15 protein-coding genes are annotated in these 16,825 nt (G+C 34.7%); 10 read left to right on the forward strand and 5 right to left on the reverse strand.

The genetic code is table 11. The features are described 5' to 3' along the window. Window positions 1–60 precede the first annotated feature (60 nt). Both R2Q59_RS15700 and R2Q59_RS15705 read left to right on the forward strand, forming a co-directional pair. Window positions 61–3,291 (forward strand): TonB-dependent receptor, encoded by a 3,231-nt coding sequence (locus R2Q59_RS15700; protein ID WP_316786154.1) that lies wholly within the window; start codon window positions 61–63, stop codon window positions 3,289–3,291. 31 nt (window positions 3,292–3,322) lie between these two features. Next, window positions 3,323–5,323, forward strand: a complete 2,001-nt coding sequence (locus tag R2Q59_RS15705; protein ID WP_316786155.1) for a RagB/SusD family nutrient uptake outer membrane protein — start codon at window positions 3,323–3,325, stop codon at window positions 5,321–5,323. Between the two features lie 60 nt (window positions 5,324–5,383). On the opposite strand, the gene R2Q59_RS15710 is transcribed toward R2Q59_RS15705, so the two are convergent. After that, entirely contained in the window at window positions 5,384–5,812 is a 429-nt protein-coding gene (locus R2Q59_RS15710; RefSeq protein WP_316770755.1) for a hypothetical protein, read from the reverse strand. Beyond that, window positions 5,790–6,209 (reverse strand): DUF5655 domain-containing protein, encoded by a 420-nt coding sequence (locus R2Q59_RS15715; protein WP_316770757.1) that lies wholly within the window; start codon window positions 6,207–6,209, stop codon window positions 5,790–5,792. The genes R2Q59_RS15710 and R2Q59_RS15715 overlap by 23 nt, the downstream gene beginning before the upstream one ends. Before the next feature lie 96 nt (window positions 6,210–6,305). Here R2Q59_RS15715 and R2Q59_RS15720 point away from each other — a divergent pair, with 96 nt between their 5' ends. Then, a complete protein-coding gene (locus tag R2Q59_RS15720) occupies window positions 6,306–7,652 on the forward strand; it encodes a Gfo/Idh/MocA family protein (RefSeq protein WP_316770759.1) in 1,347 nt (448 codons plus the stop codon). A 37-nt stretch (window positions 7,653–7,689) separates the two neighbouring features. Here the strand turns inward: R2Q59_RS15720 and R2Q59_RS15725 are convergent, their stop codons facing one another. Both R2Q59_RS15725 and R2Q59_RS15730 read right to left on the reverse strand, forming a co-directional pair. Further along, entirely contained in the window at window positions 7,690–8,712 is a 1,023-nt protein-coding gene (locus R2Q59_RS15725; RefSeq protein WP_316770761.1) for a LacI family DNA-binding transcriptional regulator, read from the reverse strand. A gap of 131 nt (window positions 8,713–8,843) precedes the next feature. Further along, complete coding sequence (locus R2Q59_RS15730) at window positions 8,844–9,191, reverse strand: hypothetical protein (protein ID WP_316770764.1); 348 nt, start codon at window positions 9,189–9,191, stop codon at window positions 8,844–8,846. Between the two features lie 113 nt (window positions 9,192–9,304). Between R2Q59_RS15730 and R2Q59_RS15735 the strand changes: the two genes are divergently transcribed. Further along, the gene (locus tag R2Q59_RS15735) at window positions 9,305–9,841 is read left to right on the forward strand and encodes a biopolymer transporter ExbD (protein WP_316786156.1); all 537 of its coding nucleotides are present in this window, start codon (window positions 9,305–9,307) and stop codon (window positions 9,839–9,841) included. 54 nt (window positions 9,842–9,895) lie between these two features. Here the strand turns inward: R2Q59_RS15735 and metK are convergent, their stop codons facing one another. After that, window positions 9,896–11,182: a methionine adenosyltransferase gene (metK, locus tag R2Q59_RS15740; RefSeq protein WP_316770767.1), complete on the reverse strand. Its 1,287-nt coding sequence runs from the start codon at window positions 11,180–11,182 to the stop codon at window positions 9,896–9,898. A 229-nt stretch (window positions 11,183–11,411) separates the two neighbouring features. On the opposite strand from metK, the gene R2Q59_RS15745 reads away from it, so the two are divergent. From R2Q59_RS15745 to R2Q59_RS15770, 6 genes are all read left to right on the forward strand, one after another. After that, a complete protein-coding gene (locus R2Q59_RS15745) occupies window positions 11,412–12,290 on the forward strand; it encodes a diacylglycerol kinase family lipid kinase (protein ID WP_316786158.1) in 879 nt (292 codons plus the stop codon). A 1-nt stretch (window position 12,291) separates the two neighbouring features. Further along, window positions 12,292–12,642, forward strand: coding sequence for a translation initiation factor (locus R2Q59_RS15750; protein ID WP_316786159.1), 351 nt, complete (start codon window positions 12,292–12,294; stop codon window positions 12,640–12,642). A 132-nt stretch (window positions 12,643–12,774) separates the two neighbouring features. Further along, a complete protein-coding gene (pckA, locus tag R2Q59_RS15755) occupies window positions 12,775–14,379 on the forward strand; it encodes a phosphoenolpyruvate carboxykinase (ATP) (protein ID WP_316786160.1) in 1,605 nt (534 codons plus the stop codon). Between the two features lie 291 nt (window positions 14,380–14,670). Continuing rightward, a complete protein-coding gene (locus R2Q59_RS15760) occupies window positions 14,671–15,552 on the forward strand; it encodes a MotA/TolQ/ExbB proton channel family protein (RefSeq protein ID WP_316770775.1) in 882 nt (293 codons plus the stop codon). Window positions 15,553–15,635: 83 nt separating this feature from the next. Beyond that, entirely contained in the window at window positions 15,636–16,256 is a 621-nt protein-coding gene (locus tag R2Q59_RS15765) for a biopolymer transporter ExbD (protein WP_316770776.1), read from the forward strand. A gap of 9 nt (window positions 16,257–16,265) precedes the next feature. Next, window positions 16,266–16,817 (forward strand): biopolymer transporter ExbD, encoded by a 552-nt coding sequence (locus R2Q59_RS15770; protein WP_316770778.1) that lies wholly within the window; start codon window positions 16,266–16,268, stop codon window positions 16,815–16,817. Window positions 16,818–16,825 lie beyond the last annotated feature (8 nt).

A 16,825-nucleotide genomic window follows, 5' to 3' on the forward strand; every position in this document is an offset into this window, starting at 1 on the left:
TTAGTCCTAAACTTCTAATCAACTAAACAAAACCTAAATATTTATCAACTCTATCAGATTATGAATTTAAATTCTTACTCAAATCAACGTTGTTGGCGAAAAGGATTATTTAGCAGAAAGCTGCTGAAACTAGGCCTATCAACTTTAGCCATAGTTGCATTCGTGAACAATGTTAAAGCAATGGATACGAATCTTCGAAATGCATCAAAAAACAAAATTTCAGTTGCTAAAAAATTTGATACTATTATTACAGGAAAAGTAACTGATGAAAAAGGCGAAGTGCTGCCTGGTGTGGGTATTAAATTAAAAAATGGTACTGCAACAGCAACCACGGATGCAAATGGAAACTTTAGTATTTCAATACCTTCCAACGTTACAAATCCCGTTTTAGTAATTTCATACATAGGTTTTGCTACTGTAGAAAAATCTGTGAGTGGGCAAACAACAGTGAATATTCAATTGATTAGTACAACTAACGATTTGAATGAGGTTGTGGTTGTGGGTTATAATACAGTAAGAAAAAGTGACTTAACAGGTGCCGTATCTAGTGTAAATGCCGAGCAAATTAGATCAAGGCCAGTTCAAAATGCTTTGCAAGCAATACAAGGTAAAGCTGCCGGTGTTGATATTACCTCAAACGAGCGCCCAGGCTCAGTTGGTTCGATTTTAATTCGTGGTATGCGTTCAATTAATGCTAGTAACTCACCTTTGTTTGTTGTTGACGGTATTCCATTATCTGCTGGAGGTATCGAGGCGATTAATCCTAATGATATTGAAACTATTGATATCCTAAAGGATGCTTCGGCAACTGCTATTTACGGTTCAAGAGGAGCAAATGGGGTAGTTTTAGTAACCACAAAAACAGGTAAAGCAGGTAGGTTAACACTAGATTATGTTGGAACAACAAATTTTGAAACTATACAAGATAGAACCAGAATGATGAACTCTGCAGAATATATTGAGTTTCGTCGTAATGCTACAAGGGTATTGCCAACTAACAATGCTTTATATTATCCTACAGCATTTGCAACACAAGCTTCTGATAGAAAAATATTTGCAGGCGATCCGTATGTTTTAGAAAATATAGATAAGGGTTGGGTTAATGGAGTATTTGATGGCAGCTTGGTGCCAACAACAGATTGGACAGGTCTTGTTAAACAAACTGGTATTACACATGACCATTCACTTAGTGTAAGTGGAGGAACTGATAAAATGAAAGCTTACGGTTCGTTTGGCTATTTGAATCAACTTGGTACGCAGTTAGGGCAAGACTATAATCGTTATAGCACTAAATTGAGTGTAGAGATAAATCCTGTAAAATGGTTCAAGATGGGGCTAAATGTTACAGGATCTTACGGATTGCAGAACTATGGTTTTTCTACCGGTAATGCAACAGGCCCAACTAGTTTATATGGTGCTGCCCAGGGTATGTTGCCACTTGCCGTTCCTTATGATGTGAATGGGAATAGAATTAATTTGCCTGGAGCAGATATTGGAATTCTAAATCCGGTAGGAGAAGAACTTTATAATGTTAATTTGACAAAGATTTTGAGAACTATTGGATCTGTATATGCAGAGCTTAATCTTTTGAAAGGCTTAAAGTATAGAATCAATTTTGGTCCTGATTTCTTGAACTCATATAACGGTAGGTACCAAGATGCAAAGGCAATTAATAGAGGGGCAGGAGAGCCTGGGTCAACAAACTCAGCCTCATTAACTCAAAACAATAGATTTGCATATACACTTGATCATTTGCTTTACTATGATAAAACCATTAAGAAGCACAATTTCGGTGTAACTCTATTGCAAAGTTCATCAAGATTCAAGCAAGAAAGCTCTTCAATGGAGGGCACTAAAATTCCATTAAGTAAGCCACTTTGGTATGGCTTAGGTGGTGCAAATATTCCAAGTTTGGATAGATTTAGTACAGATTTGAGTGAAAACTCATTGATATCTTACATGGCTAGGGTTAATTATAGTTTTAATAGTAAATATCTTTTAACAGCATCTGCTAGATGGGATGGTGCATCACAACTTGCTCCTGGAAACAAATGGGATTTCTTCCCTTCAGCAGCAATTGCATGGCGTATTGATCAAGAAGATTTTCTTAAGAATATTAAATGGGTTGATCAGCTTAAGCTTAGGTTAGGTGTGGGTAGCGTTGGTAACTCTGCAATAGCTTATGGCACTACACTTGGTAAGTTGCAACCTTTAACTTATACTTTTGGTAGTTCAGTTCAAACCGGTTATGTATCTTCTGATGCTTCATTAGCTAACCCTATTACACTTCCAAATAAAGCGTTAGGTTGGGAGCATACTTTACAATATAACCTAGGTCTTGATTTTAGTATAGTGAAAGGAAGGGTTGGAGGTTCAATCGATTTATATAAATCTACCACCACCGACTTGCTTTTAGAAAAGCCTATCCCATCTATCAATGGTTATACTTCATCGTTTGATAATATTGGTGAAACACAAAATAAAGGTATAGACATTACCTTAAATACCGTGAACTTGCAAAAAAAGGACTTTAGTTGGTCTACAACAATAAGTTTTTCAGCTAGTAAGGATAGAATTACCAAATTAGCCAATGGCGATGTAGTTGCAAGTAATCTATTTATTGGCGAAAGAGTTAGGGTAGCTTATGATTTTGTAAAAGTTGGAATTTGGCAAAACACACCAGAAGATTTAGTGGAAATGGGCAAGTTTAATGCAAATTTGCCTGCAGCAAGTGCATTTAAGCCAGGTAGTATAAGAGTAATGGATTTTAATGGTGATTATAAAATTGATGCCAATTTTGACAGAAGGGTACGAGGAAGTTATACACCAAGTTGGACGGGCGGTATGACCAACACTTTCAACTACAAAAACTTCGATCTATCTATTTTTATTATTTCTCGTAACAATTTCTTAATAGCAACAGGAGCAGAGGTTCTACAAGGAAGATACGCACAACGTTTAGTAGATTATTGGACTCCTACAAATCCAACTAATAATTATCCAGCACCAAATTATGGAAATGCGATCGGTGATACTTATAGAACATCTATGAATTATCAAGATGCTTCTTTTGTGAAAATCAGAAATATATCATTGGGATATATTTTCCCGCAAAGTATAGCTAAAAAATTAACCTTATCTAAATTAAGGGTATATGCACAAGTGCTTAATCCAGGGCTGATTTACTCTAATGTAGATTGGATTGATCCTGATGCGGCTTTTGCCTCAAATAACAGTGTAAGCTCTACATTTAACAGAGGTTTTGTTTTTGGACTTAACGTAGGCCTTTAATTTATTAATAGATATTTCAAAGAAATAGATTATGAAAAAGATTATAAAATTATTAACGTGTGCAGCTTTAGTAGGGCTAATGATTATACCTACTTCCTGCAAAAAAAGCTTCTTAGATGAAGAAGTTGTAAATGCCCGCACCACTGCAGATTTTAAAACAGCAGATGGACTTGATGGACTTGTTATAGGGATGTACCAAAGCTTAAAATTTCACTTCAATTATACTTGGTCTTATACAACAACTAATTATGGTGTAGATGAATTTGCAGTAGGTGGAGATAGAACTGAGCAAATGTGGAATTCTTATGATGGAACACTAAATTCTCTTACAGGCGATGCGACAAGTATTTGGGATAATATGTACGGGAATATTAACTCTGCTAATATAGTTATTAAAAATGTACCTGAATTTTATCAAGGTGCCAATAAAAATATACGCTTAGGAGAAGGTTATTTTATGCGTGGTTTTGATTATTTTAAACTTGTAAAACAATTTGGAGGAGTTCCCTTAAAATTAGAACCTTCAGAAACTATTCAAGAAGAATTTACTAGAAACACACCTAAGGAGGTTTATGAACAAGTAATTCAAGATTTTACTCAGGCTTACAACTTATTGCCGTCAACAGCCGCAGAAACAGGCAGGATTACTAAATGGGCAGCAGCACACTTTTTAGCAAAAGCTTATCTGTTTAGAGCAAGTGAGATAAATAATGGATGGAATACCGATACTAAGACTGCTGATTTAGATAATGCAATTAAATATGCTGATTTGGTAATTAATACTGGTGGTTATACATTGGCTACAAACTTTAGCGACTTATGGAATTTTACCGCTCCAGATGGCCCAAATGAAAGCAATAAGGAGATTATTTTGGCAGCTCAGTTTTCGAACAATACTGCAACTCAAGGACGTTATGGTAATCAAATCCACTTATATTATCCATCAATTTATCAAACACTACCAGGTATGATACGTGATATTCCAGGTGGGCGTGAGTTTCAAAGAATGAGATCTACTGATTATGCATTAGATGTTTTTGATAGGGTTAATGACTCAAGATTCTGGAAAAGCTTTAAAACCAGATATTTATGTAATAGGCCAACAGGTGCGCCAAATTGGCCAGCAAATGCAGCACCTACACCTGCTTTAGCGGGTAAGCCAAAGTTTGTTGGGGGTGAAGAAGCAGTTTTATATATTGTTAATGATGCAGGCGATACTCGATATACTTCAGCAGAACCCGATCCAGCTAAAGTTGTTTTACCAACATCAATTACCAGAAGAGCGCCAAGTATGTTTGTAAGGTATTTTGCTGGTCAACCGCAAAGTTATTTAGGCGGCCATGGCAATTTTAGCACCAATCAATACGTTGCCTTATCTAAGTTTGCAGATGGGTCTAGAAATGCTGTGCCTTCTCAGTTTGGCCAAAGAGATGGAATACTAGCCCGTTTGGCAGAAACCTATTTAATTGCTGCAGAGGCTTATGGCAGGCAAGGAAAATTTGCGCAAGCACTACCTTATCTTAACAAGGTGAGAGATAGGGCTGCGTACAAAGATGGTGAAGATCGCTCTTTCCACGTAGATGGTGGTGTAGCTTATAAAACTAATGCTGCTGTTCCTGCCGGAAGTCTAGTTTCGTATTCTGATAGAAACTCATATTTTGAATCCAATAATATTCCGGTTACTACTACAAATACTTTATCTAGTATGCACTTAAACAGCGAAGCAGATATCTTTAACTCAAGTAGAGATTTTTATACTAAGCTTAGTGTTTCATCTCAAGCAGATAAATTTCTAACCTTCATGTTAAATGAGCGTTCTAGGGAATTAATGGGAGAATTGATGAGGTGGGAGGATCTAGCTCGTACAAAAACATTGGTGGCACGTACACTAGCTTTTAATGATGAAGCTAGACCGTCTGATAATAAACATTATTTAAGACCTATACCACAGTCTTTCTTAGATGTGATTAGATCAAATGGAGCTCCGTTAACGGGTGCTCAAAAAACAGCCATGCAGAACCCTAATTGGTAGCTAGAAATATAAAAATCAATCAAAAAGCCTTAACTGTTGTTAAGGCTTTTTGATTATATGCTATTTTATAGATTTTGGTAAGAAAGCTATAATTGGTTTTTTAAAATTCGCAAGTAGGTCCCAAAACTTCCTGTTAAGGTCAATATCACTTTCCCCGCAATCTATGTAATCACTCTTTTTGATGATGAAATCTGCTGCATTTTCAACAAGCTTTAAACAGATAAGGTTCTTCATCGCTTTTGCAAAATGACTTGCAAAAATATGTCCCCAAATCTCTATAATCATCGAGTCGTTAGTAATAATTAGCTCTTTGCCAATAAAATTGAAATAATCTTGCTTAATGTAATTGACTAATATTTCAGAACGTAAATCAATGTCCTCTGAGAGGAACTTTTTTAATGTCTTAGGTTTTTGAATTTGAATAATTTTGTCATTAAACAAAACCAATAATTTATGGCCACTCAGCTCATACGTTTTTTCCTTTTGCATAAGCTTTTTTCATAAATTCAAATACCTCTTCATTAATATCTTCTTTGTACATGATTCTTAGGTGATGGTTGTAATCATTACTTCCAGGAACTAGTGCCATTTTTCGGAAGCATAAATTATCTTCATGTAATTCTTTAAAAGGCAATACTACATCAACAAAACTCTTGCCTAAATTAATGACATATGCAAATCCTATATCTGCAGCAATCACTACCATAGATTTTGTAGCATAGAGTTTAATAGGGCCAATCTCCTCAAATTTTGAAATAAAATAATCAAATAATGCTAACGAGCTGTCAGATTTTCCAGTTAAAAAATCGCCAACACTTTTATCTGCGCAAAAATGGGATTGATGATTGTTTTTAAAAATTCGATTGCATAAAGGGCATTCCCACATAATTATCAAACGTTTGCGTTGCTAAAACTAGTGAATTTAGCTAAAGCTTTTTCTATCTTGATTTAAATTTTAGAACCACACAACTCAATTTACAAAATGGAAAGAAGAGATTTTATTAAGAATGGCACTTTAGCTGCTGCAAGTTTAAGCATTTTACCTACCGGAACTTTGTTTGCCAAAGACAATGGAAAAGTAAGATTAGGATACATTGGAGTTGGAGCAAGAGGAATGAGTCATATTAGTGAAGGAGTTTTAAGAGATGATGTAGAAATTGTGGCCATTTGCGATACCCAAGAAAGTTCTTTAAAAGGTTGTAGGGCATTCATTGCGAAGAATGGTAGGCCAGCGGCAAAAGAGTATACTGGTAGTACCGATGCTTATAAAGCCATGCTGGATAGAAAAGACATAGATGCTGTAATAATTGCTACGCCTTGGCAGTTTCACTACGAGCAGGCTATTTACGCTATGAATGCTGGTAAATATGTAGGTTGTGAAGTTATTGCTGGTTTAACGGTTAAAGAGCATTGGGATATCGTAAATACTTCTGAAAAAACAGGAATGCCATACATGACTCTAGAAAATGTTTCTTATCGTAGAGATGTAATGGCTGCATTAAATATGTTAAGACAAGGATTGTTTGGTGAAGTAATTCACTTAGAGGGTGGATATCAACATGATTTAAGAGAAGTGCTTTTTAACAATGGTAAACAATATTATGGTGGTGGAGTAGAATACGGTCCAAAGGCATTAAGTGAGGCACAATGGAGAACCCAATTTAATATTGATCAAGATGGCGATTTATACCCAACCCATGGAGCTGGACCTATCATTAACTATGCAAACATCAATAAAGGAAATCGTTTCACGAATTTAGTCTCATTTAGCTCAAAAGCTAAAGGTTTAGCAAATTATGTAGAATCTAAATCTCCTGGGCATCCAAATGCTAAGATTAATTATAAAAATGGAGATGTAACTACAACGTTAATTAATTGTGCCAACGGGGAAACCGTTATGTTAACGCATGATGTGCATTTACCAAGACCATATTCATTAGGATTTAGGGTTCAGGGAACTAATGGTTTATGGATGGATGTAAATAAATCAATTCATATTGAAGGAAAAACAAAGCCTCATGCTTGGGATCCAGTAAAAGAATGGTTTGATAAATATGATCATCCACTTTGGAAAAAATACGAAAAAGAAGCTGTTGGAGCAGGTCATGGCGGTATGGATTGGTTTGTATTTAATGCATTTATAGTAGCGGTTAAAAACAAAAAACAAACACCAATTGATGTTTATGACTCAGTAACAATGAGTGTAATTACTCCACTTTCAACAAAATCTCTAAAAGAAGGAAACAAGCCACAAGAGTTCCCTGATTTTACACGTGGAAAATGGAAAGATAGAAAAAGCACTTTCGCACTAGATGATAGTGGATTTTAAATAAACAAAGAAGGCTAACATTGTTAGCCTTCTTTGTTTAACGTTTATTGCTTTCAACCAGCTGAGATTCGATAACTATCTTATAAAAAGCAGGCGTTTCTTCAGTTTCATCAGCATTTAAAATGTCTAATAAAGTATCTATTGCTTTTTGCCCCTGTATTGTTGGAAATTGCTCTACAGAAGCTACCGGAGGATGATCCATAAACCCGATAACAGGAGAGTTAGCATAGCTTACAAACTCAATTGCATGATTTGGGTTTAGCCCAGATTTAAAAGCATGTTTTATTGCAAAAGCAGAAACATAATCGTTAAAGGTTACAATTGCCGTTGGTTTGCGTTTGTGACTTAATAATATCTCTAGCGCTTCGTTAGTACTTGTTTCAGAAAGATCGCAGTTAACTATCAATGTTGGGTCAAATTTTAACCTGTTTTTGTGAAGCGCTTTGATATATCCTTCTTTTCGCTGCCCACTGGCAATAAGCGTGCTTGGCCCATTAATTAAACCAATGCTGCGGTGTCCTCTTTTTAGCAAATAATTAACAGCTTCTACGCTACCAGTTTCTATATTACAAGCTACAGAATGGATGTTCTTTAAAGGAGGAATTCTGTCAAAAAATACTACGGGGATGTTGTATTTCTTTAATTGATCAAAATGATCAAAGTTGGAGGTTCTTTTGGCCACAGAAACTAACAGTCCATCTACCCTGTTGTTTTTCATTTTTTCTACTAGTTGTTTTTCCCTGTCTTCTTCATCGTGAGATTGTGCTAGTAGAATAGTATAATTTTTTTTATAGGCTATATCTTCTATAGCACTAATTGCTGTTGAGAAAAACGCTTCGGCCAACTCAGGCAAAATAACTCCAATGGTAAACGTTTTACCTTTCTGAAAGAATATGGCAGCTTGATTAGGCTCATAATCCATTTCTTGGGCCGTTTGCTTCACTTTTTGCTGTGTGCTTAAGCTGATGCTTGGATGGCCATGGAGTGCCCTAGAAACTGTTGATATTGATAAATCAAGTTTCTTAGCAATTTCTTTTATAGTAATTGGTTTTTTTATCATCAGCAAAATCCCTAAAGGCTTCCCGAAGATAAAATATTTTTTGCATACTTTTAATATCAAACGTTTGTGTAGAGTTAATCTAATAGTAATTAAATTAACTTTTAGTTGCTAAATCGATTTGCTAATTGTAATTAGCTAAAGAGCTCTTGCTCATCTCTATCGGCAACAGGTATTTTTTTTAGAAAATCATCAAAAGCCGGTCCCTCGTTGTCGCTATAAGTGCCATAAGCGTCTAACATATAACCTATATCTCCATCTTTATCTATTACTAAATACAATACCGAGCTATCTGCAGGATCAGACATTCCTTCAAATCGATATGTTTTTACAATGGTCAGGTCTTCTGGTTTGTAAATCTTATTAAGATTTACAGATTGCATTTTACCATGATCAGACATTTTAATTTCATTGTCCTTGCCTTTAATTCTTAGCTTTTCTAAGATCTGACTTAGCGTATTCATTTCTATTGGCTGTTCCATGATTGTTAATTTTTTATATCCTTAAAACAACAGTTAGTGTGATTGGTTTTTTATTTCCAAAGATTTATGAAATAGCTAATTAAATGTCATCCTGTTTAAAAACCTCAAACAACATGGCAACACTTAACATTCCTGAAAATGGCAAGGCCACAAAAGGAAGAAACGCAAAAGCATTACCAAGAGTAGATTTAACCGCAATGGTAGATTTAGCCTTTTTACTCATTACATTTTTTATGCTCACCACTTCTTTATCAAAGATGAAAGCTGTTGATATTGCAAAACCCGATCCGACTAACGTTACCGAAAATTTTGGGCAATGGCCAGCTTCTCGAACAATGAGCATCCTTTTAGGAAAAGATAATAAAGTAGTTTATTACATGGGGGAAGCGAAGAATGCGATAATGAATGTTGCAAGTTTGGCCACTATTAAAACTCAAATTATTGCAAATAAACTAATGGTTCAAAAAACACATCAAATAGAAAAAGAAAAAAGGATGTTGATTGTTATTAAACCAACGGCAACTTCCGTTTATAAAAACTTTGTAGATGTTATAGATGAAATGAATATAAATGGGATTGAATCTTATGCTATTGATGATAAATACATTTTAGATCAAGAAAAGTCTTTTATGAAAATAAAAGGCATATAAATAAGAAAGGCGCTTCAATTTATTTTGAAGCGCTTTTGTATATCGTTAGAAATTTTATAAGCCGAAAGCTGTTTTAACTTGAGGCACAAAGTCTAGTTTTTCCCATGTAAATAGCTCAACCGTAACAACTTTCTCTTCACCATTTGGAGTTCTAAATGTTTTAGTTACTGTTTCAGGTTTGCGTCCCATGTGCCCATAAGCAGCAGTTTCACTATAAATTGGATTTCTCAATTTTAAACGTTGCTCAATAAAATAAGGGCGCATATCAAAGATAGATTCAACCTTTTTACTTATTTCGCCATCCGTTAAATCCACTTTTGAAGTGCCATAAGTAACCACATTTATTGAGGTAGGTTTTGCTACACCAATTGCATAAGAAACTTGTACTAGAACTTCATCAGCCAAACCAGCCGCAACTAAATTTTTAGCAATGTGACGAGTTGCATACGCAGCACTTCTATCTACTTTACTTGGGTCTTTTCCTGAGAAAGCACCACCACCATGAGCACCTTTACCTCCGTAAGTATCCACAATAATTTTCCTTCCAGTTAAGCCTGTATCGCCATGCGGACCGCCAATTACAAATACGCCAGTTGGGTTAATATGATAGGTAATGTTGTCGTTAAACAAATGAGCGTACTGAGGATATTTTGCCTTAATTCTTGGAATTAATATTGAAATTAAATCACTTTTTATTTTAACCAACATTTCTTCGTTCGCCGCATCTCTATCTTCCTTTGAGTTAGATTGAGCTTTAACAAAGTCATCATGTTGAGTTGAAATTACAATGGCGTCGATTCTTTGAGGCTTGTTATCATCAGAATATTCTAAAGTAACTTGAGATTTTGCGTCTGGACGTAAATAAGTAATTTCAGAATTTTCTCTTCTCAAATTGGCTAATTCTCTCAATAACGCATGAGATAAATCAAGCGCTAATGGCATGTAGTTTTCAGTTTCGTTTGTAGCGTAACCAAACATCATTCCTTGATCACCAGCACCTTGCTCTTCTTTAGTTGTTCTGTCTACACCTTGATTAATATCCTGAGATTGCTCATGTATTGCTGATAGAATTCCGCAAGAGTTAGCCTCAAACATATATTCACTTTTAGTGTAACCAATTTTTTTGATTACATCTCTTGCAATTTGCTGAACGTCTAAATAGGTTTTAGATTTAACTTCACCAGCTAAAATAACCTGTCCGGTAGTAACCAAGGTTTCACAAGCTACCTTCGATTCTGTATCAAATGCTAAAAAGTTATCGATTAACGCGTCTGAAATTTGATCTGCAATTTTATCAGGGTGGCCTTCAGATACAGATTCTGATGTAAATAAATACGACATTTTAAATAATTAATATAAAAATAAACTATTGTAAAAGGAACCTGAAACCTTTAAAAAGGGCAGTAAAATGAAGTGTGGTAATAATTAGCACTTTTTTTTACGTGGTTGCAATCCAGCTCATATTTCATAGCATCGCAAATCAGTCCACTCTTAACACCACAAAATTACTACATATATTATTAATAGTCAAAAAATATCAATTATTTTGTGCTAGATTAATCATCATACATTGGTAAAAATTAATATTTTATTCATTATAAATCCTATTTCTGGAGGCAAGAAAAAACAACAAATACCTGCTGTTATAGATAAGCATCTAGATAAGGAAAGGTTTAATCCAAATTTTAGTTTTACTGAATATATCGGCCATGCTGCAGAAATAGCTGAAGAGGCAGGTAATAAAAGTTTTGATGTAATTATTGCCGTGGGTGGAGATGGAACAATTAATGAAATTGCTCCTAAGGTTATCCAAACAGGTAAAATACTAGGCATTATTCCTTTTGGTTCTGGGAACGGATTAGCCAGATTTTTAAAAATCCCTATGAATACGGTAAAAGCGATTGAATTGATTAATACTTTAAATGTGAAATTGATTGACACTGCTGTACTAAACGATAAGCCATTTTTTAACATGGCGGGGATGGGATTTGACGCACACATCAGTTCTGTTTTTGCCAATAACAAAAGCAGAGGGCTTAAAGGATATGTAGAAATGGGTTTAAAAGAGATGACTTCCTATCAATCTCAAACCTACCATATAGATATTGATGGAGTTGTTTATAAAAGAAAGGCTTACGTAGTTAGTATTGCCAACTCTTCACAATATGGAAACAATGTACATATCTCGCCAAAATCTTCTTTAACAGATGGTTTGTTGGATATCTGTATAGTTAAACCTTTTCCTTTATATAAAATTGTTGTGCTTGCTTATCAGATGTTGCGAGCTACAACAGATAAATCTGAAATGGTGGAGATTATTAGAGGTAAGCAAATTAAAATCACAAGGGAAAAGGAAGACTCAATCCACCTTGATGGTGAGCCTTTTTTGATGGGCAAAGAGATTAACATTAATATAGTTCCGTTATCTTTAAACATTATCGCAAAATAGAATGAAACCTAAAAAGAAAGTTATCAATGATTTTGGAGGGATTATGTTTTCTACTGATCCATCTTTTGTTTATGAAGAAGAATCGCAAATAGAAGAAAATATCTCAAATTCTCAACAAGATTTAAGAGTACAGCTTGACAGGAAAAATCGTGGAGGTAAAGCGGTTACCTTAATAACGGGGTTTAGAGGCAGGGAAGAGCAATTAGATGTTTTGGCAAAAATGTTGAAGACTAAATGCGGAGTTGGTGGGGCGGCAAAAGATGGCGAAATTTTAATCCAAGGAGATTTTAGAGATAAGGTGCTTTTGCTACTGCAAAAGGAGGGCTATAAAGTAAAAAAATCTGGAGGTTAAATTGAGTATAAATTATTGATTGTCAACTTTTTATGTGTTAGTGTATTAGCCACAATAAGTAAAATTTTTCCTTAAAATTTGCATTTTTTGAGTTTATATCTGCTTAGCTTTGCAGCATATTAAACCAAATATATGAGCACTTTTAATGAACAGCAACCTGACTTGGGTTATCTAAATCTGTATGCCAAAAAAATAAAATATCAGCTTAGTGTAGCAGAACTAGTTGAGGAGGCAATCCAAAATAACGAAGGCACATTAGCAGATAGCGGAGCATTAGCAATTGATACAGGCAAATTTACTGGTCGTTCTCCTAAAGATCGTTTCATTGTTTGCGATGAAGTTACTGATCAATCTGTTTGGTGGGGCGATGTTAATATTAAAATAAGCGATCAGCATTTTGATGGTTTGCTTCAAAAAATAACCAATCACCTTAGCGAAAAACAGATTTATGTGAGAGATGCTTATGCTTGTGCAGATGAAAAATACAAAACAACTATAAGAGTTGTAACAGAACATGCATTTCAAAATCTATTTGCCAATAATCTATTTCTAAGATTTAAACAAGATGAGCTTATCGAGCAACCAGAGTGGACAATAATTGCAGCGCCTTCTTTTTTGGCTGATCCTAAGGTTGATGGAACTAGACAACCAAATTTTTCGATTTTAAATTTTTCAAGGAAAATAATTCTAATTGGAGGTACAGCCTATACAGGAGAAATTAAAAAGGGTATTTTCTCTGTATTGAATTTTATTCTACCAGAACAAAAGAAAACTTTATCAATGCACTGTTCTGCAAACATTGGGGAAAATAAAGACACAGCTATATTTTTTGGATTGTCAGGAACAGGAAAAACGACTTTGTCAGCGGATCCTAAAAGAGGTCTAATCGGCGATGATGAACATGGTTGGGGTGAGAACTCTATTTTTAACTTCGAAGGCGGTTGTTACGCTAAGTGCGTTGATCTAACTGCAGAAAAAGAACCTCAAATATATAATGCTATAAAATTTGGCTCTTTGTTAGAAAACACAAACTATTTTCAAGGAACAAGAAACGTAGACTTTTCTAACATTGAAAAAACAGAAAACACTAGGGTTGCTTATCCTATAAATTATATTGAAAATGCCATTGAGCCATCAGTAGCGTCAATTCCAAAAAACATTTTCTTTTTAACCGCAGATGCATTTGGAGTTTTGCCTCCGATATCCAAATTAACAACTGGGCAAGCCATGTTTCATTTTATATCTGGCTATACAGCAAAGGTTGCGGGAACTGAAGCTGGTGTAACAGAACCACAATTAACCTTCTCGGCTTGTTTTGGAAAAGCTTTCTTACCATTGCACCCTACAAAATATGCAAAATTGCTTGGCGAAAAAATGGTAAAACACAATGTTAATGTATGGTTAGTTAACACAGGGTGGAGTGGAGGCCCTTATGGGATTGGAAATAGAATGAAGTTAAGTTATACTAGAGCAATGATTACGGCAGCGCTAAATGGGGGCTTGTTAAAAGCAGATTATGAGGAACACCCTGTATTTGGCTTATTGATGCCTAAAACTTGTGCAGAAGTGCCGAGTGAGATATTAAATCCTCGAAATACGTGGACCGATAAAAATAATTACGACCATAAAGCAAATGAACTTGCTCAGGCTTTCATTAACAACTTTAAACAATTTGAAGATTTTGCAGATGAAAAGATATTAAATGCACTTCCTAAAGTTGTTGAAAACGTTATTTAATGTATTTTTTTTGCTTAAAATTTGTTTTTAAGCAATTTTTTAGTTTTAATTGCGGAAGATTGTCAAACTAATGGCAATCTTTTTTAGTTATACAGGTAGCCTTATTGTAAAGGTTACAACGTAACGAATTAATTGTGTAACGTTAATTTAATTTGTAAATTAAAATCAATTTATAAATTTGTCAACGCAACATTTAGTTATAAGAAACGTTGTGTGTATTACTATAAAATATTTTAACTAATTTTATTAAAGTTTAAAAACAAAGTACTAAAACTAAAAAACTAAAAAAAAATGGCAAACGCACCAAAACCAACAACAGTTAAAAAAGAGAGCTCAACTGCATCTAATTTATTTGCAACTCTTGTAATTCCAATTTGTATCCTTATCGGGGTTACACTTTTCATCTTTGTATTAGGGAAACCGTCAAATTTCCAAATTGATCCAGCTGTAGCCAGTGCTAACAGTAGCTTATCATTAGCTTTCTATAATGAAGATACTCACGCTATTTTACCTCATCCAGGTAACTATGGTGGTATGGCTTACAAAGGTGGTTTCATCGTGCCAATCTTAATGGGTATGCTTTTAATGGTATTCGTATTCTCAATTGAGCGTTTAATTGTTATCGGTAAAGCAACAGGAAAAGGAAGCTTAGATGCTTTTGTTAAAAAAATTCAATCACTTTTAAGTTCAGGAAACATTTCAGCAGCCGCTGCAGAATGTGATAAACAAGAAGGTTCAGTTGCAAACGTTATCAAATCTGGTCTTAAAAAATATGGCGAGATGGAAACTGAGCAAAATATGGATACTGACCAAAAATGTTTAGCTATTCAAAAAGATATCGAAGAAGCAACTTCATTAGAAATGCCAATGTTAGAGCAAAACCTAACTATCATTGCTACTTTGGTATCAGTAGGTACTTTAATGGGTCTATTGGGTACAGTAACAGGTATGATTAAAGCGTTTGGTGGTTTGGCTAACTCAGGTGCGCCAGATCAAGCAGCGTTAGCAACAGGTATTTCTGAGGCTTTGATTAATACAGCTACTGGTATTGGTACTTCTACTATCGCTATTATCATGTATAATATCTTAACTTCTAAGATCGATAAATTGACTTACGCTATCGATGAGGCAGGTTTCAGCATCATCCAAACTTACGCTAGTACCCATAAATAAAAATTATTTTAATTTTTTTTACCGGCTTTATGGAAAACCGGAAGAATTAACATCATTAATTAAAATATTATAATTTTTATATTATGCCTAGAGTAAAAGTTCCAAGAAAGAGTACCTCAGTAGACATGACCGCAATGTGCGATGTGGCCTTCTTGTTGTTAACTTTCTTTATTTTAACGGCAACTTCACGTCAACCAGATCCTTTGGATATTAAAACTCCATCGTCTACGGTTCTCTTCAAGGTGCCTGATAAAGACTTAGCAGTTTTAAGTATCGGTAAAGGAAAAGTTTTCATTGAGATCATTGGTAAAGATGTGAAAATGTTAACCCTCCAAAAAATGGCGGCCTTGTACAGCACTCAGTTTACAAAATCAGAAGCAGAACGTTTTGGTGTAATAGGTTCATTTGGTATACCATTTGGAAATCTAAAACAATTTATCAATGCTGATGCTAAAGATCGTAAGCAGATAGAGGAGTCATTAAAAGGTATTCCCACAGACTCTACAACTAACAATGATCTTTATAGATGGATTGAGCAATCTCGTAGAGCTGTTGCTGAATTACATAATACGGAAATGCGTGTAAGCATAAAAGGAGATTCTGAAGAGGAATATCCAGTTGTTAGGAAAATTGTAGAAGTGCTTCAAAAGCAAAAAGTTAACAAATTTAGTTTAATCACATCAGCCGAAGCTGCTGCTAAATAAAATAAAAACATGGCAGAATTAAATACCGGCGGGGGTGGCGATAAAGGTGGTAAAGTAAGAAGTAAAAAACAATCTACAAGAGTAGACTTAACCGCAATGGTTGATTTGGCTTTCTTGTTAATTACTTTCTTCATGTTAACCACTTCCTTATCTAAACCATTAGCAATGGACATCGCTAAACCCGATAAGGATATAAAAGATGAAAACAGAAAAGAACTGAAAGCATCTCAAACAATGACTATTTTACTAGGTAAAAACAATAAAATTGCTTGGTATATGGGCGTTCCATCTCCAAATACTCCTCCTACAATTGAAGGCTTTGGAGATATTAGAGCTTCTTTATTAAAAAATAAGCAAGAAGTTAAGGAAAAAATGGGTGGTAAGGATATAGTTATAGTAATTAAACCAACCGACGGTTCTACTTACAAAAATTTTGTAGATATCATGGATGAGTTAAGCATTACTAAAACAAATATCAATGCTCCAGCAATTGATGATGATCCTGCCCATTTAATGGATAGTGAGAAGGATTTTATGAGAGCTCAAGGGATTTTAAAATAAGTTAACAA

Origin of the sequence: Pedobacter frigiditerrae (genome assembly GCF_032678705.1) — a bacterium.
In the GTDB taxonomy this organism is placed as follows: Bacteria; Bacteroidota; Bacteroidia; order Sphingobacteriales; family Sphingobacteriaceae; genus Pedobacter; species Pedobacter frigiditerrae_A.

Coding starts and splice junctions, on each gene's coding strand:
- R2Q59_RS15700 (WP_316786154.1), top strand. CDS start 61: ATGAATTTAAATTCTTACTCAAATCAACGTTGTTGGCGAAAAGGATTA.
- R2Q59_RS15705 (WP_316786155.1), top strand. CDS start 3,323: ATGAAAAAGATTATAAAATTATTAACGTGTGCAGCTTTAGTAGGGCTA.
- R2Q59_RS15710 (WP_316770755.1), bottom strand. CDS start 5,812: ATGCAAAAGGAAAAAACGTATGAGCTGAGTGGCCATAAATTATTGGTT.
- R2Q59_RS15715 (WP_316770757.1), bottom strand. CDS start 6,209: ATGTGGGAATGCCCTTTATGCAATCGAATTTTTAAAAACAATCATCAA.
- R2Q59_RS15720 (WP_316770759.1), top strand. CDS start 6,306: ATGGAAAGAAGAGATTTTATTAAGAATGGCACTTTAGCTGCTGCAAGT.
- R2Q59_RS15725 (WP_316770761.1), bottom strand. CDS start 8,712: ATGATAAAAAAACCAATTACTATAAAAGAAATTGCTAAGAAACTTGAT.
- R2Q59_RS15730 (WP_316770764.1), bottom strand. CDS start 9,191: ATGGAACAGCCAATAGAAATGAATACGCTAAGTCAGATCTTAGAAAAG.
- R2Q59_RS15735 (WP_316786156.1), top strand. CDS start 9,305: ATGGCAACACTTAACATTCCTGAAAATGGCAAGGCCACAAAAGGAAGA.
- metK (WP_316770767.1), bottom strand. CDS start 11,182: ATGTCGTATTTATTTACATCAGAATCTGTATCTGAAGGCCACCCTGAT.
- R2Q59_RS15750 (WP_316786159.1), top strand. CDS start 12,292: ATGAAACCTAAAAAGAAAGTTATCAATGATTTTGGAGGGATTATGTTT.
- pckA (WP_316786160.1), top strand. CDS start 12,775: ATGAGCACTTTTAATGAACAGCAACCTGACTTGGGTTATCTAAATCTG.
- R2Q59_RS15760 (WP_316770775.1), top strand. CDS start 14,671: ATGGCAAACGCACCAAAACCAACAACAGTTAAAAAAGAGAGCTCAACT.
- R2Q59_RS15765 (WP_316770776.1), top strand. CDS start 15,636: ATGCCTAGAGTAAAAGTTCCAAGAAAGAGTACCTCAGTAGACATGACC.
- R2Q59_RS15770 (WP_316770778.1), top strand. CDS start 16,266: ATGGCAGAATTAAATACCGGCGGGGGTGGCGATAAAGGTGGTAAAGTA.